Raw genomic sequence first — 20,709 nt, 5'->3', positions numbered from 1 at the left:
TTGGACGCCGTCTTTGGACCGTCAGCCACGGTCCATCCCGCCGGCCGGCGACGGCCGGCCGATGGAGGTATAGGTGAAGCCGGCCTTCGCCATGTCGTCGGGGTTGTAGATGTTGCGCAGATCGATCATCACCGGCCGCTTCAGCATCGACTTCACCCGACGCAGGTCGAGCGCGCGGAATTCGTTCCACTCCGTGAGAATAGCGACGCAATCGGCCCCTTCCAAGGTGCCGTAGGCGTCCTTCGCCCAGTCCACGCCGGGAAGCAGCTTTTCGGCCTCGTGCATCGCCGCCGGATCGAAGGCGCGCACCTTGGCGCCCGCCGCCTGGAGCGCCGGGACGATGTCGAGCGACGGGCTGTCGCGCATGTCGTCGGTGTTCGGCTTGAAGGCGACGCCAAGCACCGCGACGGTCTTGCCGTCCACCGACCCGCCGCAGGCGGCGATGATGCGCTCGGCCATCTGCTTCTTGCGCTTGTCGTTGATGTCCACCACCGTCTCGATGATGCGCAGCGGGCTGCCGACCTGCTGGGCGGTGCGCACCAGCGCCAACGTGTCCTTCGGGAAGCAGGAGCCGCCGTAACCCGGACCGGGGTGCAGGAACTTCTTGCCGATGCGGCCGTCCAGCCCGATGCCGCGCGCCACGTCATGGACGTTGGCGCCGACCTTCTCGCACAGATCGGCGATCTCGTTGATGAAGGTGATCTTGGCGGCCAGGAAGGTGTTGGCGGCGTATTTGGTCAGCTCCGCCGTCTCCAGCGAGGTCACGACGATCGGCGTCTCGATCAGGTAGAGCGGCCGGTAGAGCCGGCGCATCACCTCGCCCGCACGGTCGGACGTGGCGCCGATGACGACGCGGTCGGGCCGCATGAAGTCGCCGATGGCCGAGCCTTCGCGCAGGAATTCCGGGTTGGACGCGATGTCGAACTCGGCGTCGGGGCGGACGCGGCGGATGATCGCCTCGACCTCGCGGCCCGTCCCGACCGGGACCGTCGATTTCGTCACCACCACCGTGTAGTGGTCGAGATGCTGGGCGATCTCCTCGGCGGCGCCATAGACGTAGGACAGGTCGGCATGGCCGTCGCCGCGGCGCGACGGGGTGCCGACCGCGATGAACACGGCGTCGACGCCCTGCATCGCCTCCTTCAGATCCATGGTGAAGGACAGGCGGCCGGCGGCGACGTTGCGGGCGACGAGGTCGTCCAGGCCGGGCTCGTAGATCGGAATCTCGCCGTTCCTCAGCCGCTCGATCTTGCCGGCGTCCTTGTCGACGCAGGTGACGTGCACGCCGAATTCGGAAAAGCAGGCGCCGGAGACCAGGCCGACATAGCCCGTGCCGATCATCGCAATGCGCATCGCGTCCCCCTCATGTCCTCAAAAGGAATTCTGTCTGTCCGTGGGATGCCCTGAATCGGGGCGTTCCTCATGCCCGGCCTTTTCGGGCGGCCGGCTCTTTTTGAAACCGCGGTCCAAACGCGCGTGCCCGCCGCCGTCCGGGTCAGGGGACGGGGCGGGCGCGGCATCGGGGATGTTGCCCGTCGGTCAGCAATATTTGCGCAGCATCTCGCGCACCTTGTCGGCCATGTCCGGCCGGTTCAGCGCGTGGGCGAGCGTCGCCTCGATGAAGCCGACCTTGTCGCCGCAGTCGTAGCGGGTGCCTTCGAAGCGCAGGCCGTGGAAGGGCTGGCTGCCGATCAGCTTGGCCATGGCGTCGGTGAGCTGGATTTCGTTGCCGGCGCCGCGCTGCTGCTTCTCCAGATGGTCGAAGATCTCCGGCTGCAGGATGTAGCGGCCGATGATCGACAGGGTCGACGGCGCCTCTTCCGGCTTGGGCTTCTCGACCAGGCCGCGGACGGTGGCCAGACGGCCGTCGTCCTTCTCGACATCCAGGATGCCGTAGCTGCTGGTGCGCTCGCGCGGCACGTCGACGACGGCGACGATGTTGCCGCCGACCTCCTCATAGGCCTCGACCATCTGCTTCAGGCAGGGGGTCTTGCCCTGGACGAAGTCGTCGGGCAGCACGATGGCGAACGGGTCGTTGCCGATCAGGGCGCGGGCGCACCACACGGCGTGGCCGAGGCCGAGCGGAACCTGCTGGCGGGTGTAGAAGCAGCGGCCGGGGGCGATCTCGCTGTGGCGGACCTCCTCCAGCGCATCCATCTTGCCGCGCTCTTCGAGCGTGCGGTTCAGTTCGGTGTCCGCGTCGAAATGGTCTTCGATGGCGCGCTTGGAACGGCCGGTGACGAAAACGAAATCCTCGATGCCGGCGGCGCGCGCCTCTTCGACGGCGTGCTGCAGCAGGGGGCGGTCGACCAGGGGCAGCATCTCTTTCGGGATGGCCTTGGTGGCCGGCAGGAAGCGCGTGCCGAGACCGGCGACCGGGAACACCACCTTGCGCACGGGTTTCCGCATTGGACGTCTCTTGTGGTTGAGGCAAAGTCAAATCATCGGTGCCATGGAACAACCCGACCGCAAGCGAAGCCGGCGGAAGCACGACCATGGTCCGGGGCTTTCTGCCACGCCTTCCGCGACGGCGCAACAAACCTTCCGAGACCGGGCAAAAGGCTAGTCCCGGCGGCGAAAATCAAATGAAAACCGGCCGAACGTCCTCATTCCGGCCGATCTTTATCCGCAAGGCCAAAAGCCGGCCCAAACCTTTCTCATAGGCGGCGACGCTTGAAAATGCGGAAGAAACCACGGGCGCGACACCGTGCCGCTGCCTGCCGGCGGGCAGCCTGCCGATATCGCTCACACTGCAGATTGTGCGCATGACTCCCGTTGCCGAGGCTTGCGCGGACGGCCCGCCGGCCGCCATGCTGCCGGCCATGACCCCCGACTCGCCTCCCTCCGCGTCCCTCTCGGCCGGCCAGCTGCGCGCCCGCGTGCTGCACCGGGACGAGCAGTGCTTCGTCATCGACAAGCCGGCCGGTCTGGCCGTCCACAAGGCCGGCCGCATCACCGACCATCTGGAGCTCTACCTGCCCCATCTCGCCGAAGCGGATGGCGAGCCGCCGAAGCTCGCCCACCGGCTCGACCGCGACACCGCCGGATGCCTGATCCTGGGCCGCACGCCCTGGGCGCTGAAACGCTTCGGCCAGATGTTCGCCGCCGGCCATGTCGGGAAGACCTATTGGGCGGTGGCCGACGGCGTCCCGGAGGCCGACTCCGGCATCATCGACCTGCCCCTGCTGAAACGGATCGAGCCCAAATCCCCATCGGGAGCCGGCCGTTCCTCCTGGACCATCCTGCCCGATCCGGCCGGCCAGCCGGCGGTCACCGAATACCGCGTGCTGGGAACCGGCAACGGCCGCTCCTGGCTGGAGCTTCGCCCGCGCACCGGCCGCACCCACCAGATCCGGATCCACTGCGCCGCCATCGGCTGCCCGCTGGTGGGGGAGCCCTTCTACGGCCCCGAACGCCTGCCCCCCGGCAACCTTCACCTGCTGGCCCGCTCGGTCGCCTTCCGCATCGCCTTCGAACATGCGGCCGTGAGCGCCGTCGCCCCGGCACCGGCGCATATGCGGGACGCGCTGTCGGCCTGCGGCTGGCAGGGAGAATAGGGGCGCTTCCACGCAAAAGGGGGGCTGCCGTCCTGCCCGCCGCATCCCACTGTTGGATGGCGAGAGGCCCCGCAACCGATGGAGCAATCAGGATGGGACAGGCGGTCACCGACAACCGCGCCATGAACCGGTTCGAACTGGCGGTGGGCAGCCAGACGGTCTACGCCGACTATCTCCGCAACGGCCGGACCCTGGTGATTTCCTATGTCGAGGCCCCGCCGTCGCTGCGCGGCAGCGGCGCCGCAGGCCGCCTGATGGAAGGCGTGATGGAAGCCGCCCGCGCCGAGGGATTGAAGATCGTGCCCCTGTGCAGCTACGCCGCCCTGTGGATGCGCCGCAACCGGCAGGACGAGCTGCTGGCGTGAGGCCCTCCGCTTATCATTGAGAAAATCAATGGAATCGTCGAAAACTATCAATTTCCCATGAGGCCCATCCCTCGTTAGCGTCCGGTCCATGGGGTTGCCGCAGTGCGGCAAGGCCCGCACTGACGATATGACGAGGGATGATCCATTATGGACACGCTGCTGTCCGCACCGATTCTGTTCTTCGGCCTCGGTGCCGCAATCGCGCTGACCGGGGCGCGCATTCCATTCCCGGAGGGTTTCGGCAAGGCGATTGCCGCCTATCTGCTGGTCGCGATCGGGCTGAAGGGCGGCGTCGCCCTGGCCAGCGCCGATCTGGACTCGGTGTTGCCGCTCCTGCTGACGGCCGCGCTGCTCAGCCTGCTGATGCCGATCCTCGGATTCGGCCTGCTTCGCTCGGTGGTCGGGCTGGATCAGGTCAATTCGGCCGCCATCGCCGCCCATTACGGATCGGTCAGCCTCGTCACCTTCGTCACCGCCACCAAGCTGCTGGAAAGCCAGGGCGTCACCTTCGGCGGCCACATGGTCGCGGCGCTGGCGATCATGGAAGGCCCGGCCATCGTCAGCGGCCTGCTGCTGGCGGGCGCCACCGGCATGGTGTCCGGCATCGCGGCGGGCGGAAACGGCGGTACGATGTCGGTGCCTCTCGGCGGGTCCGGCGGCGGCGAGCCGGCACGGGGCGGCTCGATCCGGGACGCGATCCGCGAGGCGGCCTTCAACGGCTCCGTCCTGCTGCTGGCCGGCTCGCTGCTGGTCGGCCTGGTGATCGGCAAGCCCGGCCTGCAGAGCCTGCACGGCCTGTTCATCGCCCCCTGGGACGGCGTGCTCTGCCTGTTCCTGCTGGAGATGGGCTACCTTGCCACCTCGCGGCTGCGGGAAGCGGCGTCGCTCAGCCCGCGGCTGATCGCCTTCGGCATCGTCATGCCGCTGATCGGCGCCGGCATCGGTCTTGCCGCCGCCTCGGCCCTGGGGCTCGGTCTCGGCGACGCCGCCCTGCTGGTGACGCTGTGCGCCAGCGCCTCCTACATCGCGGTGCCGGCGGCGCTGCGCCACGCCCTGCCGACGGCGGAGCCGGGCCTGTCGCTTCCGCTGTCGCTGGGCATCACATTTCCTTTCAACATCCTCGTCGGTATTCCACTCTACCTCGCAGTGAGCCGGGCGGTGCTGACCTGACCGGCCGAGCCGGACCCGACATCATGCCCCCGCACGCCCCTCCATCCGCCATGCCCGCTCCACTGCCGCCCTTCGACCTCGACCTGCTGCGCACCTTCGTGACCATCGTCGACAGCGGCGGCTTCACCCGCGCGGCGGAGCGGCTGGGCCGCACCCAGTCCACCATCAGCCTGCAGATCAAGCGGCTGGAGGATGGCTTGGGCAAGCGCCTGTTCCTGCGCGAGGGCCGCGGCCTGGACCTGACCCCCGACGGCGAGGTCCTGCTGACCTACGCCCGCCGCCTGCTGGGCATGGCGGGCGAGGCCTGCGCCCTGCTGATGGAACCGGAGGTGGGCGGCGTGGTGCGCCTGGGCACGCCGGAGGATTTCGCCACCGCCCATCTGCCCGACGTGCTGTGGCGCTTCTCCCGCGCCCATCCCCAGGTGGCGCTGGAGGTGCAGTGCGACTTCACCGTCAACCTGCTCGACCGTTTCGCCCGCGGCGAATACGACCTCGTGCTGTGCAAGCGGGAACCGCAGGGTCCGGCCGGCGGCGTCAAGGTCTGGCGCGAGCCGCTGTTCTGGGTGGCGTCCGACCGCCTGATCCTCGACGCGGGCGCCCCGGTCCCGCTGGTGCTGGCCCCGCCGCCGGACATCCACCGCAAGCGCGCCATCGACGCGCTGGACGCCCGCGGCCGCCCCTGGCGCATGGCCTACACCAGCCCCAGCCTCGCCGGCATCAAGGCGGCGGTGACGGCCGGGCTGGGCGTCACCATCCTGCCGAAGGACATGCTGGCCCCCGGCTTCCACATCGTGAACGCCGAACACGATCTGCCCGACCTGCCCGACATCGAAACCGCCCTCTACCGCCAGCCCGGTCCGCTGCCCAAGGCAGTGGACCTGCTGGCGGAACACATCATCCGCTCGCTGGAGAAGACGGCGGCGGGGTGAGGCGGTCCGACGCTTCTGGGCCGCCGCGACACACGAAATCCTCAGGCCATGGGAGACGCGCATGACGGTGGTGAGACGGCTCCTGCCGGACGATGCGGAGGAATACCGCTCGCTCCGCCTCGAAGCCCTGGAGCGGCATCCGGAGGCGTTCGGTTCGAGCCATGCCGAGGAATGCACCCGTCCCCTTGCCAGCTTCGCCGACAGGATCGCGGGCGGTTACATCGCCGGCGGCTTTGTCGACGGGCGGCTCGACGCCACCGCCGGGCTGCTGGTTCCCACCCAGGCCAAATCGCGGCACAAGGGCATGCTGTGGGGCGTCTATGTCCGGGCGAAGCGGCGTGGCAGCGGTCTGGCCGATGCGGTCATGACCGCCCTGCTCGCCCATGCGGCGGAGCATGTCGAGCAAATCCACCTGTCGGTGGCGGCGGCCAACGGGCGGGCCATCGGCTTTTACAAACGTCTGGGCTTCGAAGCGTTCGGAACGGAACCGCGGGCGCTGAAGGTGGATGGGACCTATATCGACGAACTCCTGATGGTGAAGGTCATGGGCCGCTAGAGCGTTTTTCTCCGCGGGGACCGCAGGAAACGCCGCCCGGCGCCGCCTTGCGGACCGGGCGGCGCATGAGGCCCGCCGCCGGAAGGAGGCGGGCCCCGAGGCCATCACCACAGGAGCGGCACGTCCCCGCGGTTCGCCCTGTCGCCCCAGTAAAGCGAGGGCAGCACCTTCGAAAGGTAACTGAACTCGGTATAGCAGTGCTGGAGCAGCCCGAAGCCGATGGCGTCGGGAAGCTCGTGCCCGGTCGCGCTCGTGTTCTGGCCGAGAATGAAGCGGCTTCTCAGCACGGCGCCATAGCTGGTGTCGCGCGCCACATGCACCATCTGACCGTCCGTCGGGTCGCCGTTCGCGTCCAGCACGACATCCTCGCCGAACCCGATGCGGGCATAGACCGCGGCCGAAACCTGTCCGTCCGTCATGGCCTTGCGGTAGGCATCCGGGGCGAGGATCTCCGCCGGATCATGGAATTTGATGACCGCGGATACCGGCGGAACCTCGCCCAGCGCCTCCACCGCGCGGATGGTCGCGCCGATGTAGCTCTCTCCCTTCCGCCAGTGCCGGTCCCAGCCGCGGTGCTCGACATGGTCGAGCGGGTGCCACCAGCTCAGATGCTGGGTGGTATCGAACTGCTTGAACCACCAATCGAGCATCCGTCCCTTGCAGCCGTGAAGGTCGGTCCGCACGGCCACGACGAGCGCACCGCTCTCCAGGCGGCTGATACCGGTTTCGAGACGGAGCGGTGCCGGCTGCAGCAGGTCGTCGATGTACGCGATGCCCGCTCGGGCAGGATCGGGGGGAAGTTTCGCATTCTCGATCATGACGATGATCTCCTGTCTGGGGATCTCCCATTTAGGAAACGTTGATCGTTTCCTAAATTGGGCGTATGTCAGGAAGCGAGTTTTGTCAAACGGAGTTTTCCGTGTCGGAGTCCACCCACCAACCGCAGAAGCCCCGAGGCCGTCCGCCGCTGTCGGAAGACCTGCTGCGTGGGAAAGTGGCAGAGGCAGCAACCCAGGTGATCCTGACGCACGGCTATCCGGCCATGACGATGGAGGCGGTGGCGCAGCGGGCCGGGGTCGCCAAGAAAACCGTGTATCGGTTCGCGGCGAACCGCGAAGACCTGATAGGGCTGATCGTCGGCAACTGGACCGACGTCCTGCCGCCCGCCTTCGAAGCCGACGCTGCGGAGCCTGGGGAAGCGATCCTCATGCTTGAGAATATTCTGGTGCTGATCGCGGAGCGGGTTCTGACGGCGGAGGCCGTCGGCCTCTTCCGGCTTCTTGTCAACGACCTGCCGGCGCGCGGAGACGTTCTGGCGATCTATGGCCGCAACGGCATCGAACGGTCGCGCGGCATGCTGGCCGACTGGCTCGCGCGCCACCGGTCTCGCGGCGTCCTCACCCTGGCCGATCCGGCCATGGCGGCCGATCTCATCCTGTCCATGGTCGTTGCCGAACCGTTGCGGCAGGTCGCCATCGGCATCACCGAACCGCAGCCGGCCTGGGACATCCGCCCCCGCGTACGCGCGGCCCTCGGCCTGCTCAAGCTGTAGCGGTTGCCGGCCGGGCTGAACGAGGGCGCCGGCCGCCGCTTCCCCTCACCCCAGCTCGAAGCTGGTGATCCCGAACAGCCGCGCCGGATCGGTCACCGGCGCCGGACCGAGATACATCCGCGCCGTCTCGAACTGCGGCGACAGCCCCAATTCCTCGGCCAGCCGCACGCCCGCTCCATTCGGCTCCGGCACGTCGAGGAACACAGGCCCCTCGCCGGCCGCCCGCCCAAGCGCCAGCACCAGATCCCGCGCCACCCCTGCGTCGTCGGCATAGAGCGGGCCGATCTTGAAACCACTGTGGCAGGGACGGATCACCCCGAAGCCGATCGGGTCGCCATCCCTCACCGCCGCCAGCGCCGTGGCGCCCGGCAGGGCGATCCAGTTGGCGAGGAACCCTGGACGCGGCGCCGGGAACAGAGCCGCATCCAGCGCCGTCAGCCGGTCGAAGGGCACCGTCCGGGCATCCACCAGGGTGGTTCCACCCGATCCACCGTCCGGCCCCGCTTCACCGTCCGGCAGGATGCCGCCGAAGCGGATGTTGCGGTGGGACAGGGCGAAGCCGGATTTGCGGTAGTTCTCCTGCTGGGCCACCACCCCGTCGAGGCCGACGGTATGGCCCTCCAGATGGCGCAGCCCCGCCTGCCACAGCCGCCAGCCATAGCCCCGGCCGCGCGCCTCCGGCCGGACGATGTAGAAGCCGAGGAAGCCGAAGCGTCCCGGATACCGCACGACCGACAGCGAGGCCACCGGCCGCCCATCGAGCAGCCCGACCAGGAAACCCGCCGGATCGACGGCATGGAAGGCGCCGGCATCCTGCAGACCGGGATTCCAGCCCTCCGCCCGCGCCCAATCGACGGCCAGATCGAGCTCGGCCCGGCTCATCACGCGGACGCGGTAACTGTCCGCCGCCTTTTCTCCGGTTCCCGGCATCTTTGCCACTCCTCCGAACGGGTTCCCCTTGACTGGAGCGTATCCGTCACCTCGCAGCACGGAAAGGTCCCGCCGCGCTTCCCCTCTCCCGTCTCGCGAGAGGGTGGAACCCGCATTTTTCACCCATCCTTTTCCCGCCGGCCGGCATCCGTGATAGGATTGTCGTCCTGCAAGCTGCTGGAAAGGCGCCGCCATGTACCATCTTCACGCCGCTCCGCCACGGGATGAAACAATGAAACACCCCCCGGAATCCCGTTTCACGGCGTTTCAAACCTTCAGTCCGGCACCGCCTTGGCACCGCTCCGCCGCCGGATGAAACAGTGGAACACCCCCCGCGCCCCTGTTTCACGGTGTTTCAAATGTTCAGCACGGCGGCTCTCCACGGCGGACCGCGCGCCGTTGCTTTCGCGGCGGGAGTGCGGTTAAGTCGCCGCCGGTTTCCGCTGATCCCCACCGAGTCCATGCCCGCCAACTCCCCGGACCTCGCCACGTCCCGCTCCGCCCCGACCTCGGCGCCCGCCGCAGGCGGACTCGACGCCGTGCTTCGGGTGCTGGCCGGGGCGGCGGCCGTGCTTCTGGGTCCGCTGGCCGCGGTCGCGCCGCGCGGGTTGCCGGTGTGGGCGATCCTGGTGCTTCTGCTGTCGCTGGCCGGTCTGGCGCGGCGGAGGGCCTTCGGGCGCATCCTGCGGCTGACGCCGCCCGTCGCGGCGGTCGCCGCCTTCCTGGCGCTGGCGCTGGCCTCCAGCCTGTGGAGCCCGTCCGCCCGCGCAGCAGCGACGGTGGTAGAGATCGGCTATATCGCTCTCGGCGCACTGGCCGGTGGCGCCTGGATCGCCGGACTGCCGGGGGCCGAGCTGCGGCGGCTGGCCAAACTGTTCCTGGCCGGCGGGCTGGCCGGCGGGCTGTTGTTCGCGGCGGAGGCGGCGCTGGATTTTCCGCTGAACCGCTGGTGGAACGGCATCCCCGACGACGGGTTGTCCAACCTGCTGAACGGCAATGTGCCGAAACGGACGGCGGCGCTGCTCTGCCTGCTGGTCTGGCCGGCCGCCCTGGCGGTGGACCGCTTCGGCCGCCGGGCGCTGGCCATGCTGGTTCCGGTCGGCTATGCGCTGGCCTGCCTGCCGCTGACCAGCCGGTCGGCCATGCTGGGCATCGGTGCCGGGCTGGTCACGCTGGCCGCCGCCCGCGCATCGGTCCGCTGGACCCGCCGGCTGTTCGCCGCTGCGGTGACCGCAGCCTTCCTGCTGGTTGTGCCGGCCGCCCTGCTGTTCTCCGGCCCGCTCGACCTCGACCATTCGCCCCTTCTGTTCCTCTCCGCCCAGCACCGGGTGGAAATCTGGGGCCATGCGGCGGACCGCGCTCTGCGCACGCCGGTCTTCGGCCAGGGCATCGACGCCTCGCGCTCGCTGCCGCCGGAAGGCGCGGTGTCGGAGTTCTCACCCATCGGCGACAGCCTGCTGCCGCTGCACCCGCATAATGCCTTCCTTCAGGTCTGGCTGGAGACCGGGGCGGTGGGGGCGGCGCTGGCGCTGGCGGTGCTGCTGATGCTGCTGGCCGCCACCGCCCGGCTCGACCAACGGGCCCAACCCTTCGCGCTGGCGCTGTTCGCCGCGGCGCTGGCGATGGGCAGCACCGCCTACGGCATCTGGCAACCCTGGTGGATGTCGGGATTCCTGGCCGCCGCGCTGATGCTGCGGCTGGCCGCCCGTATCGGGGAAAAGACACGATGAGCAAGCGCCCGCTCCGCATCCTGGTCATCAAGCTGGGCGCCTTCGGCGACTTCTTTCTGGCCCAGACCGCCTTCGCCGCCATCCGCCGCCACCATGCGGACGACCGGGTGACGCTGCTGACCCTGCCCTCTCTCGCCCCGCTCGCCCGCATGAGCGGCCTGTTCGACGAGGTGCTGGAGGACCCGCGCGACCGCTCGCTGTCGGCCTATCTGGCGATCCGCAAGACGCTGCGCGCCCACCGCTTCGACCGGGTCTACGACCTTCAGGCGCAGACGCGCACCGACCTGTACCACCGGCTGCTGTTCCCCGGCCCCTGGCCGGAATGGTCGGGCACCGCCAGCGGCGCCTCCCACCCCGACCGCTACGAGGGGCGGCGCAAGGTGCCGGTGCGCGAGCGCTATGTCCGCCAGTTGGCCCCTTTCGGCATCGTGCCGGACGAGACGCCGGACCTGTCCTGGCTCGACGCCGACATCTCCAGGTTCTGCCTGCCGGAGCGCTTCGCCCTGCTGGTCCCCGGCTCCTCCCCCGGACGGCCGGACAAGCGCTGGCCGGTCCGCCGCTATGCCGAGGTGGCGGCGGCGCTGGCAGACCGCGGCATCGTCCCGGTGGTGATCGGCACCGGGATCGAGCGCGACCTCGCCCGCTCCATTGCAGAGTATTGCCCGCAGGCCGTCGACCTGACCGACCGCACCGGCGTGCCGGAATTGGGCGGGCTGGCGCGCCGGGCCTGGGGGGCGGCCGGCAACGACACCGGCCCGACCCACCTGATCGCCGCGGTCGGCTGTCCCACCGTGGTGGTCTTCTCCGACGCCTCCAACCCGATCCACAGCACCGGCCCGCGCGTGCTGATCCACCACCGCCCCGACTTCAACGACATCGACAGCGCCGGCGTGGTCGAGGCTTTGGATCGGGCGCGGGAGAAGGGAGGCGCCTAACGGCAGAAGGGGAAGGGCGCCACCTTGGGCATGTAGATCGGGATCCACTCGCAATGGGTCACCGGGTTGGGCAGGCGGCGGGTCTCGATGATCGGCCAGGCATGGGCCGCGACCACCACCAGCGCCACGCCCCCCAGGATCCAGCGCCGCGGCTTCGTCCGCTCCAGCAGCCCCGGCATCCGGGCCAGCACCCAGGCCGCCGACAGGATCGCCAGCGGGTCGGTGTAGGCGGCATAGGCGCGCTGGAAACCGCGCAGCGAGAACAGCGCCTCCAGCCCCCAGGCCACCAGCAGCAGGAACAGTGCCTGCATGGCGGCCAGCCTCTGCCCGCGCCGCCACAGCACAGCCGCCCCGGCGAGGGCGAACCACTCCACGACGATGGTCTGCGGGATGTTGTCGGGGTGCAGGACGATGGTGCGGATCGCCAGCGTGCGGCCGATGCCGGCCAGCAGAAGCGCCAGCGTGCCCTCGCCCATCACTTGGCCCTGGCTGTTCAGCGCCGCGCCATGCCGCCAGGAGGAGAAGACGAACATATGCTCGACGAAGTTCGCCACGGCGATGGCGTTCTGCTCGTTCCAACGGATGTCGAGCGCCAGCAGCCCCACCGCCAGCCCCAGCAGCACCGCCGCCGCCCCGGCCACCGCGCGGCTTGCCGGCACCCGATGGACCACGGCATGGACCAGGATGCCGACCAGCACCCAGCCGGCGACGATGCTCTGGTAGCCGCCACCCGACAGCCCGCCGCCGACAGGGCTATAGGGATAGATGGCCCGTCCCCAGCCGGCCAGCCCGGCCTGGATCAGCCCAAAGGCCGGCACCGCCGCCGCCCCAGCCGCCAGCCCGGCCAGCACCGCCACCCCCCAATCCTGGCCCGGCGCGCCACCAGGCTCCGCCCGCCTCCCGAACAGGATCGCCGCCATCGGCAGCCCCATCGCCAGGAACACCGCCTGCACCTTGGTCACTATGGCCAGCCCGACCAGCAGCCCGCCCAGCGCCAACTGAAAGAGCGACGCTCCGCCGCACCGCCCGTCCCCGGCCGGCCGCACCGCCCGCAGGACCAGCAGCAGCCCCAGCACGACGAAGCCAGCCGACAGCAGATCGGTGCGCATCTGCCGCCCCTGTGCCGTCAGCCCGACGCCGAAGGCCAGCAGGATGCCGGCCAGCAGCGCCACCCGCCGGTCTCCCACCAGTCCGCGCAGCAGCGTGGTGTAGCCGACGGCGAACGCGGCGGTCAGCAGGATCGACAACGCCCGCCCGGCCTGGACCAGAGACTGCCAAACGGCTTGCGTCGCCGCGACGTCGCTGCCCGGCGGCAGGGCCGACAAGGTGGCGACGGGAAGGAAACCCAGCGCATGCAGCAGCCGGTACCAAGCGTCGATCACCAGGAAATAGCCGTAGCCTGGATGATCGAAATACTCCTGCGGCAGGCCGTCGCCGAACAACAGCCCATGATAGGCCAGCACCAGATCCTGGTCCGCATGCACCCAGTAGGGCAACCGGAATCCGACCAGCAGGATCGACAGCGCCATCGCCACGGCCAGCCCACTGCACAGCAGCCACCAGGGCGCTGCCGCGGCTCGGTCGAGCAGGGATGGACGGGAGGTGGAGGGAACGGACGACATCAGCTTCCTGCGCTCACGGTTCAGGTCGGCGGGCGCCTTGTGGCATGGAATGCGCCGGTTGGGAACCGTCTCCCCTTCCATTCGGAAGTCATCTCCTGTTCCCTTCGGAAGTCATCTCCTGTTCCCTTCGGAAGTCATCTCCTGTTCCCTTCGGGAACCACTCCGATTCAACGGTGTTGCCCTCACGGAACGGCGGAGTCGGGAGGCTCCGCCTCTTTGGTGGCGCCTCGCAGGAGTGGCTTTGCAACGTTGGCGGGACGCTGCCACAGAATACGGTATGGCAGACCCGCCGGGCAGACAAATGGGGAACCCGATGGCCGATACCGACGACATCCAGGAGCGTATCCGACGCCGTGCCCATGAGCTGTGGGAACGCGAAGGCCACCCGCATGGCCGCGATGCCGACCACTGGGCGCAGGCGGAAGCGGAAATCCGCGGCGCCGGGGCGCTGGTGCCGACCGAAAAGGTCGCCGGGTCGCGCAAGAAGTCCGGCGGCGGCAAGGCAACGGGCAAAAGCACCCGCGCTGCAGCCGAATCCCTGTCGGAGGTCGCGAACGCCCCGGCGGAAACCCGCCCCGACGCGGCCACGCCGCCGAAGACAAAGGCGTCAGCCAAGCCGCCCGGCAAGTCGAAGGCCAGAGCAAACCCATCGGAGGAGACAACCGCCCCCGCCCCTGCCAAGACCGCTGGGGCGAAGTCCCCCGCGAGATCCGCCGCAAACGCTCCCCCCGCAAAGCCGCAGCGCACCGGAAAGAAGGACAACGGCAAGACCGCTTCGGCTGGCTGACCCCTTGCCCGATCCCGGGAACTCTGCGGGGGCGGGGCCGGGGCCGGTTGTCAGGTCTTTCCTGCGACCTTCCCCGGAGGATCCGTCGTGTCCGCTCCAACCATACCGTCGATGGACGACTGCATCCGCAACTGTACCGACTGCCACAGGATCTGTCTGGAAACCGTCGCGCATTGTCTGGACAAGGGCGGTGTGCATGCGGAATCCGGTCATATCCGCCTGATGCTGGACTGCATCGACATCTGCCGCACCAGCGCCGATTTCATGATCCGCAGCGCCCGCCTCCATCACCTCACCTGCGGCGCTTGCGCCGAGATCTGTGCGGCCTGCGCCGACGACTGCGACCGCATGTCCGACGATCCGATGATGAAGCGTTGTGCCGACATGTGCCGCCGTTGCGCCGAAAGCTGCCGGGCGATGTCGCGGATGGCCGCGTGACGGGCGCCAGCCGGTCCGGGCGGTCTCCTGCACAATCACTCCTCCGCGCCGTTCACCGCCGCAGTCCTCACGGCATGCATGGCAGGGCAACGCTGCTGTCGCGCCTCTGGCGTCCCCGACAGGATCGCGCCTCTGGCGCGGGCGACAGGAGATTGCTAAGGTGCCCACCCGTTTCGTTCCATTCCTTTCGCCAACTCGCCCGAATCGACCAGCTGAGGACCGATCCATGCCGCACTACCGTTCCCGCACCTCCACCCACGGCCGCAACATGGCGGGCGCGCGCGGCCTGTGGCGGGCAACCGGCATGAAGGACGGCGATTTCGGCAAGCCGATCATCGCCATCGCCAATTCCTTCACCCAGTTCGTCCCCGGCCATGTCCATCTGAAGGATCTGGGCCAGCTGGTGGCGCGCGAGATCGAGAAGGCCGGCGGCGTGGCGAAGGAGTTCAACACCATCGCGGTGGACGACGGCATCGCCATGGGCCATGGCGGCATGCTGTACAGCCTGCCCTCGCGCGAGCTGATCGCCGACGCGGTCGAATACATGGCGAACGCCCACTGCGCCGACGCGCTGGTCTGCATCTCCAACTGCGACAAGATCACTCCCGGCATGCTGATGGCCGCGATGCGGCTGAACATCCCCGCGGTCTTCGTCTCCGGCGGCCCGATGGAGGCCGGCAAGGTCAAGTGGCGCGGCAAGGTCAAGTCGGTCGACCTGATCGATGCCATGGTTGCCGCCGCCGATCCGACCGTCTCCGACGAGGAGGCGGCGGAGATGGAGCGTGGGTCCTGCCCGACCTGCGGCTCCTGCTCCGGCATGTTCACCGCCAACTCGATGAACTGCCTGACCGAAGCGCTCGGCCTGTCGCTGCCCGGCAACGGCACCATCCTGGCCACCCATGCAGACCGCAAGGAGCTGTTCCTCGCCGCCGGCCGCCTCGCCGTCGACCTCTGCCGCCGGTGGTACCAGGAGGAGGACGCCACCGCCCTTCCGCGCGGCATCGCCAGCAAGGCGGCGTTCGAGAATGCGATGACGCTGGACATCGCCATGGGCGGTTCGACCAACACCGTCCTGCACATCCTGGCTGCAGCGCAGGAGGGCGGCATCGACTTCACCATGGCCGACATCGACCGGCTTTCACGCCGCGTCCCCAACGTCTGCAAGGTCGCCCCGGCGGTTTCCGACGTCCACATCGAGGACGTGCATCGCGCCGGCGGCATCTTCGGCATCCTGGGCGAGCTCGACCGCGCCGGCCTGCTGAACCGCGAGGCGCCGACCGTCCATGCCCCGACGCTGGGCGAGGCGCTTGACCGCTGGGACGTGATGCGCACCCAGGATTCCGCCGTCCACACCCTGTACCGAGCCGCCCCCGGCGGCATCCCGACCGTCGTTCCCTTCAGCCAGGAGCGCCGCTGGCCGGAGCTCGACCTCGACCGCGAGAAGGGCGTGATCCGCAAGGCCGAAAAGGCCTTCAGCCAGGACGGCGGCCTGGCCGTGCTGTACGGCAACATCGCGGAGAACGGCTGCATCGTGAAGACGGCGGGCGTCGATGCCTCCAACCTCGTCTTCGCCGGTCCTGCCCGCGTGTTCGAAAGCCAGGACGACGCCGTTGCCGGCATTCTGGGCGATGTGGTCAAGGCGGGCGAGGTGGTGGTCATCCGCTATGAGGGTCCGCGCGGCGGCCCCGGCATGCAGGAAATGCTGTACCCGACCAGCTACCTGAAGTCGAAAGGGTTGGGCAAGGCTTGCGCGCTGGTCACCGACGGCCGTTTCTCCGGCGGCACCTCTGGCCTGTCGATCGGCCACGTCTCGCCGGAGGCGGCGCAGGGCGGCGCCATCGGCCTCGTGCAGGACGGCGACCGCATCGAGATCGACATCCCCAACCGCATCATCCGCCTCGCCGTCGACGATGAAGAGATGCAGCGCCGCCGCGACGCAATGAACGCCAAGGGTGTCGATGCCTGGAAGCCGGGCAGCCGCGACCGCGTGGTCTCCCCGGCGCTCCGCGCCTATGCCGCCCTGACCACCAGCGCCGACCGCGGCGCCGTGCGTGACGTGACCCAGGTGGAGAACATCGCCGTCCGCCGCTGAACGGGGGGGCTGTCTCCGCCAATGTCCTATCCCTCCGGTTCAGGCACCTCGAACACTCATCACAAGTAACAATCAAGGCGCCGCGCAAGTCGCGGCGCTTTCTTTTTGAACAAAATTACATACACGGATATGCTGGATTCCGCCTGCGCGAATTTCTTGGAGTGATGCATCGCTCGGATGTTCGCAAAATTCGAAATGCATGCTCTAATATGCCGACGCGATTTTCGCGAGGGGGGCGGGCATGGCGGACGCCATGTGGAGCACAGCGGCCGACGACGGCGGTCCCGGACAGGATGCATCGCGCCTGTCCGCCGATAAGCCGCGCGAACGCAAGGTGGTGACGGCGATGTTCGTCGACATCGTCCGCTCCTCCGCCATGGTTGCCGGCCGCGATCCGGAAGACGCCGACGATCTGCTCCTGTCCATCCTGAACCGCGTGACGGAGGCGGTGCCGCGTTTCGAGGGCACGGTGACCCAGATGCTCGGCGACGGTTTCCTGGCGACCTTCGGCGCTCCCGGCGCCAAGGAGGACCACGCCCTGCGCGCCTGTCTGGCTGCCCAGGACATCCTCAGCGCCACCCGCGACGAACAGGGGCGCCCGCTCTTCCACATCCGCATCGGCATCAGCTCCGGCGATGCGGTGGCCCATGTGGTGACAAACGGCCTGTGGACCGATTACCGCGCGGTCGGCGAATGCGTGCATATGGCAGCCAAGTTGCAGCAGCGCGCCGCCTCCGACACCGCCCAGCTCACCCGCGACACGCTGGACCTGATCCCGGTCGGCGTCGCAGTGCGCCCGATGGGGAGCCTTCGCCTGTCGGAGGAGGTGGAGCCGATGCCAGCCTTCCTGCTCGACGGGGCCCGTGCCGTGCGCCGCACCGCCACCGATCTGCTGTCGGCCACCACCGCCCCCTGTGTCGGCCGGGAGCGGGAGGTGACGGCTTTGTTCGCCATGGCCGATGCGGTGGAAGGCGGGACGCCGGTCCAACTCCTGCTGCAGGGAGAGGCCGGGATCGGCAAGTCGCGACTCGTGGGCGAATTCCTGCGCGACCCACGCAGCCGGCGTTGGACGCTGCTGCAATGGCCGCAGATGCCGATCCGGCGGCTGGCCGATCCGGACGATCTGGAGGCGGCGGCGCTGAGCCTCGCGGAACAGGTGGCCGGTTGTGCCAGCGAACAGGGAATCGACTGGGTTTGCGAGGCCGCCGCACGGCGTTCCGGCCCGCTGGCCGGCGACGCCGTACGCGCTCTGTTCGGACGACCTGGACTTGACCCGCTGTGGACCGGCCTGGACGCATCACAGCGGCTGTCGCTGGGGATCGAGGGGCTGGTGGGCGCGACGCTGGAACTGGCGGCTCCGCTCCGGCGCTGCAAAGGCGCCGAACCCTCCGGCGAAGCGATGGACGGTGCCGTCGGCCGGCCGCTGCTGGTTCTGGTCGAGGACGCCCATTGGGCGCGACCGATAATGGTGAGGCTGCTCGAACGGCTGGCGGAGGCGCTGCCGGGTTCCGGCTCCCGCCTGCTGCTGCTCGCCACCCGCCGGCCGCCGCCGCTCGGTCCCGAGTCGCTGGAGCAGGGTTGGACCGGCCGGCCGGGCGGGCGGCGCATGGAATTGGGCATGCTGTCGGCCGAACAGGTACAGAGCTTCCTGGCTCATTGGCTGGGGCCGGACTGGTCGCTGGTGGACCTGAAGGCCCAGGTTGCAGCCCGCTGCCAGGGCGTTCCGCTCTATCTGGAGGAGGTCCTGCGCACACTGGAGGCATCGAATGCCATCGAAGGAACGCCCGGCGCCTACCGGTTGATCGACCCTCTGGTGGTCCACAAACTGCCGCGCACGCTGCATGCTCTGCTGGCCGAGCGCATGGACCTGATGACGCTGGAACGGCGCCGGCTGCTGATGAACGCTGCGGTGATCGGCACGACCTTTGACGTCGGATTGCTCCAGGCGCTGACCGGCATGCCGATGACGAAGCTGTCTGACTGCCTCGCTTATCTGGAGCGCACCGGTTTCATACTGCGCACCCGCCTGCTGCCCAACCTGGAATACTCCTTCAAGCACGCGCTGATCCAGGAGGTCGCCTACGCCACCCTGACCAAGTCCGACCGCCGGGCGCTGCATGCCCGCGTGCTGGAAGCGCTGCGCCACCGCCGCGACCACGACCTGCCGAACCGCCTGGACCTGCTGGCCCACCACGCATTCATGGCGGAAAGCTGGCCTGCCGCCCACCTGTTCGGCCGCCGCGCCGGCGAAAAGGCGGAAGGCCGTTCCAAGCTGGAGGACTCCAGTCGGCATTACGCCAACGCACTGTCCGCCGTACGCCGGTTGCCGGACCATCCACGAAATACTGCACGCCAGATCGATCTTCTGATCGCCCTTCCGCGATCCCTATTGCCGCGGGGATCAATGGGAGTGGACGACCATCTGCAACGTGCCATCGCGATGGCACGCGATTCGGGCGACCTCATCCGCTACGCCCGGGCTTGCTCGATGCTGGCATCGTTCCTGTGGACGTTCGGCGATCTCGACCAAGGCCTTGCACTTTGCCACGACGGCCTTTCCGCACTCGACGAGCGGGACGACCGCCGCACCCGCGTGCAGTTGCTGTTCAGGTTGGGCGGCCTGCAAACGGACAAGGGACTTTTCGTCGAGGCGCTGAAGACATTCGAACACGGCTCCCGCATGCTCTCGACATCCCGTCCTTATGATCGCTATGGGCTCGCAACCGTCGCGCGGGTGCATATGGGAAGCCTCGCGGCCCGCGGGCTCGCCGAACTGGGACAGGTCGATGAAGCCGTGAAAGCCGGTCACCAATCGGTTGAGATCGCCGAGGAGAGCAACCATCTTTTCTCGCGGCTGTTCGCCCTGACGCATTTGGGTTGGACGCACATCATCTGCGGGCAATTGGAGGACAGCATTCCCGCGCTGGAAGCCGCATTGTCGATCGGACATGCCATACATGCCCCACTGCTGCTTCCCTTGGTCATGGGGGGAATCGGATATGCGTCGGTCCTGACGGGGAACCACAAGTCAGGATTCGCCATGTTCGAAAACAGCTTTGCACTATTTCAGCAGCAAGGAGCGATGAGGGGCAAACCGCATCCTTTGGGATGGCTACCCCAAGTCCAGATTTGGTACGCGGATGCCTTGGAAGCGGCAGGCAACAGCCCCGAAGCTATAGGTATGGCACGCGCTGCTTTGGAAACCGCTTTACTCACCACACAAATTTCGAGCCAAGCACGTGCAGCCCAATTAATCAGACGATTGGAAAGCGAACAAAAAGTTCTGAGTTGATAGCCTTCGGAAGAATGAATTATTTAGGCTGATTCAGCCTTTCGGAAATAACCCAAGACAAATGTACGGATAGTTGTGCTAAGAGCCTCATTTTTAGGGCGATTTTCCTCCAACTCCGCGCATAATTGCTGCGTAGGCTTTCCTTCGAGCTCGGCAATAGCGTCAAGGCCTTCCCAAACCGCCTTTTCAAGGCGCAACCGGGCAGTGACGCCGTTCTTAGGAACGACACGAGCGGATAGCTGCGGCCATACCATCAGAGCCTCGAGGTCGATAGAACCGCGACCGGTCGCGATACCGCCGCGCTTCTTGTTGGTGGCCTGCAGCATAGTTTGAATTCTCCAGTCAATCACCCACTGCCCACGATGGCATGGCGCTTGAAGCGCCCAATCCCATTCGCTGCTGCTTAGACTTTCCAATTACGCTGCCACCTCAGAACACGAAGTGAAAAACTTCACAGACCAAACCCGTTCGAATCCAAAGAATTTGCTCCAGCACCAACGTTGAACGGAGTCAATCCAGATGTCGCTCTCCATTTCTCAGTCCTCGATGATCCGCGGCGCTGATGGCCGTCTGTATGCCGTGTCCGCTCAGGGCGTGTGCGAGATCGCAGAGGTGCAGGCTTCTACTGCCCGCAACCTCGTCCGTTCCGGCGATCGCAGCACCTTCGATGCCACGGATCACGAGGCTGGTCGGTTCAGCATCACCCCGGGCGCCTGATCGGGTTCCCGGTTCCGGTTCTTCGGACCGTGGCCAC

The 20,709-nt window shown here is 68.0% G+C and carries 19 protein-coding genes; 13 read left to right on the top strand and 6 right to left on the bottom strand.

The window, feature by feature from the left end; all coding sequences use genetic code 11:
* Positions 1–21: 21 nt before the first annotated feature.
* Together A6A40_RS26185 and galU are read right to left on the bottom strand one after the other, a co-directional pair.
* Positions 22–1,353, bottom strand: coding sequence for a UDP-glucose dehydrogenase family protein (locus tag A6A40_RS26185; protein WP_108548771.1), 1,332 nt, complete (start codon positions 1,351–1,353; stop codon positions 22–24).
* A 186-nt stretch (positions 1,354–1,539) separates the two neighbouring features.
* The gene (galU, locus tag A6A40_RS26180; RefSeq protein ID WP_108548770.1) at positions 1,540–2,409 is read right to left on the bottom strand and encodes a UTP--glucose-1-phosphate uridylyltransferase GalU; all 870 of its coding nucleotides are present in this window, start codon (positions 2,407–2,409) and stop codon (positions 1,540–1,542) included.
* A 401-nt stretch (positions 2,410–2,810) separates the two neighbouring features.
* Between galU and A6A40_RS26175 the strand changes: the two genes are divergently transcribed.
* The 5 genes from A6A40_RS26175 to A6A40_RS26155 all read left to right on the top strand — a co-directional run bounded on the left by A6A40_RS26175 (position 2,811) and on the right by A6A40_RS26155 (position 6,577).
* Positions 2,811–3,557 carry an RluA family pseudouridine synthase gene (locus A6A40_RS26175; RefSeq protein ID WP_108548985.1) on the top strand — a complete coding sequence of 249 codons (747 nt, stop codon included), beginning with the start codon at positions 2,811–2,813 and terminating at the stop codon, positions 3,555–3,557.
* A 92-nt stretch (positions 3,558–3,649) separates the two neighbouring features.
* The gene (locus A6A40_RS26170; RefSeq protein WP_108548769.1) at positions 3,650–3,922 is read left to right on the top strand and encodes a GNAT family N-acetyltransferase; all 273 of its coding nucleotides are present in this window, start codon (positions 3,650–3,652) and stop codon (positions 3,920–3,922) included.
* Positions 3,923–4,069: 147 nt separating this feature from the next.
* Positions 4,070–5,092, top strand: a complete 1,023-nt coding sequence (locus A6A40_RS26165) for a sodium-dependent bicarbonate transport family permease (protein ID WP_108548768.1) — start codon at positions 4,070–4,072, stop codon at positions 5,090–5,092.
* Between the two features lie 23 nt (positions 5,093–5,115).
* On the top strand, positions 5,116–6,021 hold the full coding sequence (locus tag A6A40_RS26160; protein ID WP_108548767.1) for a LysR substrate-binding domain-containing protein: 906 nt from the start codon (positions 5,116–5,118) through the stop codon (positions 6,019–6,021).
* Positions 6,022–6,082: 61 nt separating this feature from the next.
* The gene (locus A6A40_RS26155) at positions 6,083–6,577 is read left to right on the top strand and encodes a GNAT family N-acetyltransferase (RefSeq protein WP_108548766.1); all 495 of its coding nucleotides are present in this window, start codon (positions 6,083–6,085) and stop codon (positions 6,575–6,577) included.
* Between the two features lie 104 nt (positions 6,578–6,681).
* Here the strand turns inward: A6A40_RS26155 and A6A40_RS26150 are convergent, their stop codons facing one another.
* Entirely contained in the window at positions 6,682–7,395 is a 714-nt protein-coding gene (locus A6A40_RS26150) for a DAPG hydrolase family protein (protein ID WP_108548765.1), read from the bottom strand.
* A gap of 101 nt (positions 7,396–7,496) precedes the next feature.
* Here A6A40_RS26150 and A6A40_RS26145 point away from each other — a divergent pair, with 101 nt between their 5' ends.
* On the top strand, positions 7,497–8,129 hold the full coding sequence (locus tag A6A40_RS26145; protein WP_236784044.1) for a TetR/AcrR family transcriptional regulator: 633 nt from the start codon (positions 7,497–7,499) through the stop codon (positions 8,127–8,129).
* A gap of 45 nt (positions 8,130–8,174) precedes the next feature.
* Here the strand turns inward: A6A40_RS26145 and A6A40_RS26140 are convergent, their stop codons facing one another.
* Entirely contained in the window at positions 8,175–9,059 is an 885-nt protein-coding gene (locus A6A40_RS26140) for a GNAT family N-acetyltransferase (protein ID WP_108548764.1), read from the bottom strand.
* Between the two features lie 461 nt (positions 9,060–9,520).
* On the opposite strand from A6A40_RS26140, the gene A6A40_RS26135 reads away from it, so the two are divergent.
* Both A6A40_RS26135 and A6A40_RS26130 read left to right on the top strand, forming a co-directional pair.
* Positions 9,521–10,789: an O-antigen ligase family protein gene (locus tag A6A40_RS26135; protein ID WP_236784043.1), complete on the top strand. Its 1,269-nt coding sequence runs from the start codon at positions 9,521–9,523 to the stop codon at positions 10,787–10,789.
* Positions 10,786–11,724 (top strand): glycosyltransferase family 9 protein, encoded by a 939-nt coding sequence (locus tag A6A40_RS26130; protein ID WP_108548763.1) that lies wholly within the window; start codon positions 10,786–10,788, stop codon positions 11,722–11,724. The genes A6A40_RS26135 and A6A40_RS26130 overlap by 4 nt, the downstream gene beginning before the upstream one ends.
* On the opposite strand, the gene A6A40_RS26125 is transcribed toward A6A40_RS26130, so the two are convergent.
* Positions 11,721–13,427, bottom strand: a complete 1,707-nt coding sequence (locus A6A40_RS26125; protein WP_236784042.1) for a phospholipid carrier-dependent glycosyltransferase — start codon at positions 13,425–13,427, stop codon at positions 11,721–11,723. The genes A6A40_RS26130 and A6A40_RS26125 overlap by 4 nt on opposite strands.
* Before the next feature lie 232 nt (positions 13,428–13,659).
* Here A6A40_RS26125 and A6A40_RS26120 point away from each other — a divergent pair, with 232 nt between their 5' ends.
* From A6A40_RS26120 to A6A40_RS26105, 4 genes are all read left to right on the top strand, one after another.
* Positions 13,660–14,133, top strand: coding sequence for a DUF2934 domain-containing protein (locus A6A40_RS26120; protein WP_108548762.1), 474 nt, complete (start codon positions 13,660–13,662; stop codon positions 14,131–14,133).
* Positions 14,134–14,244: 111 nt separating this feature from the next.
* On the top strand, positions 14,245–14,571 hold the full coding sequence (locus tag A6A40_RS26115; RefSeq protein WP_108548761.1) for a four-helix bundle copper-binding protein: 327 nt from the start codon (positions 14,245–14,247) through the stop codon (positions 14,569–14,571).
* Positions 14,572–14,797: 226 nt separating this feature from the next.
* On the top strand, positions 14,798–16,663 hold the full coding sequence (gene ilvD, locus A6A40_RS26110) for a dihydroxy-acid dehydratase (protein ID WP_108548760.1): 1,866 nt from the start codon (positions 14,798–14,800) through the stop codon (positions 16,661–16,663).
* 241 nt (positions 16,664–16,904) lie between these two features.
* On the top strand, positions 16,905–19,955 hold the full coding sequence (locus A6A40_RS26105; RefSeq protein WP_174718552.1) for an ATP-binding protein: 3,051 nt from the start codon (positions 16,905–16,907) through the stop codon (positions 19,953–19,955).
* A 23-nt stretch (positions 19,956–19,978) separates the two neighbouring features.
* Here A6A40_RS26105 and A6A40_RS26100 read toward each other — a convergent pair whose 3' ends face one another.
* Positions 19,979–20,281: a ribbon-helix-helix domain-containing protein gene (locus A6A40_RS26100; protein WP_108548759.1), complete on the bottom strand. Its 303-nt coding sequence runs from the start codon at positions 20,279–20,281 to the stop codon at positions 19,979–19,981.
* A gap of 193 nt (positions 20,282–20,474) precedes the next feature.
* Between A6A40_RS26100 and A6A40_RS26095 the strand changes: the two genes are divergently transcribed.
* Positions 20,475–20,672 carry a hypothetical protein gene (locus A6A40_RS26095; protein ID WP_108548758.1) on the top strand — a complete coding sequence of 66 codons (198 nt, stop codon included), beginning with the start codon at positions 20,475–20,477 and terminating at the stop codon, positions 20,670–20,672.
* Positions 20,673–20,709: the final 37 nt, after the last annotated feature.

This window comes from Azospirillum humicireducens (genome assembly GCF_001639105.2).
GTDB classification, from domain to species: Bacteria; Pseudomonadota; Alphaproteobacteria; order Azospirillales; family Azospirillaceae; genus Azospirillum; species Azospirillum humicireducens.
This window is presented reverse-complemented; position numbering and strand designations above follow the sequence as displayed.

Excerpts from the sequence above, each read along its gene's own strand:
- A6A40_RS26100 (WP_108548759.1), bottom strand. The coding sequence starts at position 20,281 with ATGCTGCAGGCCACCAACAAGAAGCGCGGCGGTATCGCGACCGGTCGC.
- A6A40_RS26165 (WP_108548768.1), top strand. The coding sequence starts at position 4,070 with ATGGACACGCTGCTGTCCGCACCGATTCTGTTCTTCGGCCTCGGTGCC.
- A6A40_RS26185 (WP_108548771.1), bottom strand. The coding sequence starts at position 1,353 with ATGCGCATTGCGATGATCGGCACGGGCTATGTCGGCCTGGTCTCCGGC.
- A6A40_RS26130 (WP_108548763.1), top strand. The coding sequence starts at position 10,786 with ATGAGCAAGCGCCCGCTCCGCATCCTGGTCATCAAGCTGGGCGCCTTC.
- A6A40_RS26150 (WP_108548765.1), bottom strand. The coding sequence starts at position 7,395 with ATGATCGAGAATGCGAAACTTCCCCCCGATCCTGCCCGAGCGGGCATC.
- A6A40_RS26095 (WP_108548758.1), top strand. The coding sequence starts at position 20,475 with ATGTCGCTCTCCATTTCTCAGTCCTCGATGATCCGCGGCGCTGATGGC.
- A6A40_RS26120 (WP_108548762.1), top strand. The coding sequence starts at position 13,660 with ATGGCCGATACCGACGACATCCAGGAGCGTATCCGACGCCGTGCCCAT.
- ilvD (WP_108548760.1), top strand. The coding sequence starts at position 14,798 with ATGCCGCACTACCGTTCCCGCACCTCCACCCACGGCCGCAACATGGCG.
- A6A40_RS26125 (WP_236784042.1), bottom strand. The coding sequence starts at position 13,427 with ATGGAAGGGGAGACGGTTCCCAACCGGCGCATTCCATGCCACAAGGCG.
- A6A40_RS26175 (WP_108548985.1), top strand. The coding sequence starts at position 2,811 with ATGCTGCCGGCCATGACCCCCGACTCGCCTCCCTCCGCGTCCCTCTCG.
- galU (WP_108548770.1), bottom strand. The coding sequence starts at position 2,409 with ATGCGGAAACCCGTGCGCAAGGTGGTGTTCCCGGTCGCCGGTCTCGGC.
- A6A40_RS26170 (WP_108548769.1), top strand. The coding sequence starts at position 3,650 with ATGGGACAGGCGGTCACCGACAACCGCGCCATGAACCGGTTCGAACTG.
- A6A40_RS26160 (WP_108548767.1), top strand. The coding sequence starts at position 5,116 with ATGCCCCCGCACGCCCCTCCATCCGCCATGCCCGCTCCACTGCCGCCC.
- A6A40_RS26105 (WP_174718552.1), top strand. The coding sequence starts at position 16,905 with ATGGCGGACGCCATGTGGAGCACAGCGGCCGACGACGGCGGTCCCGGA.
- A6A40_RS26135 (WP_236784043.1), top strand. The coding sequence starts at position 9,521 with ATGCCCGCCAACTCCCCGGACCTCGCCACGTCCCGCTCCGCCCCGACC.
- A6A40_RS26115 (WP_108548761.1), top strand. The coding sequence starts at position 14,245 with ATGGACGACTGCATCCGCAACTGTACCGACTGCCACAGGATCTGTCTG.
- A6A40_RS26155 (WP_108548766.1), top strand. The coding sequence starts at position 6,083 with ATGACGGTGGTGAGACGGCTCCTGCCGGACGATGCGGAGGAATACCGC.
- A6A40_RS26140 (WP_108548764.1), bottom strand. The coding sequence starts at position 9,059 with ATGCCGGGAACCGGAGAAAAGGCGGCGGACAGTTACCGCGTCCGCGTG.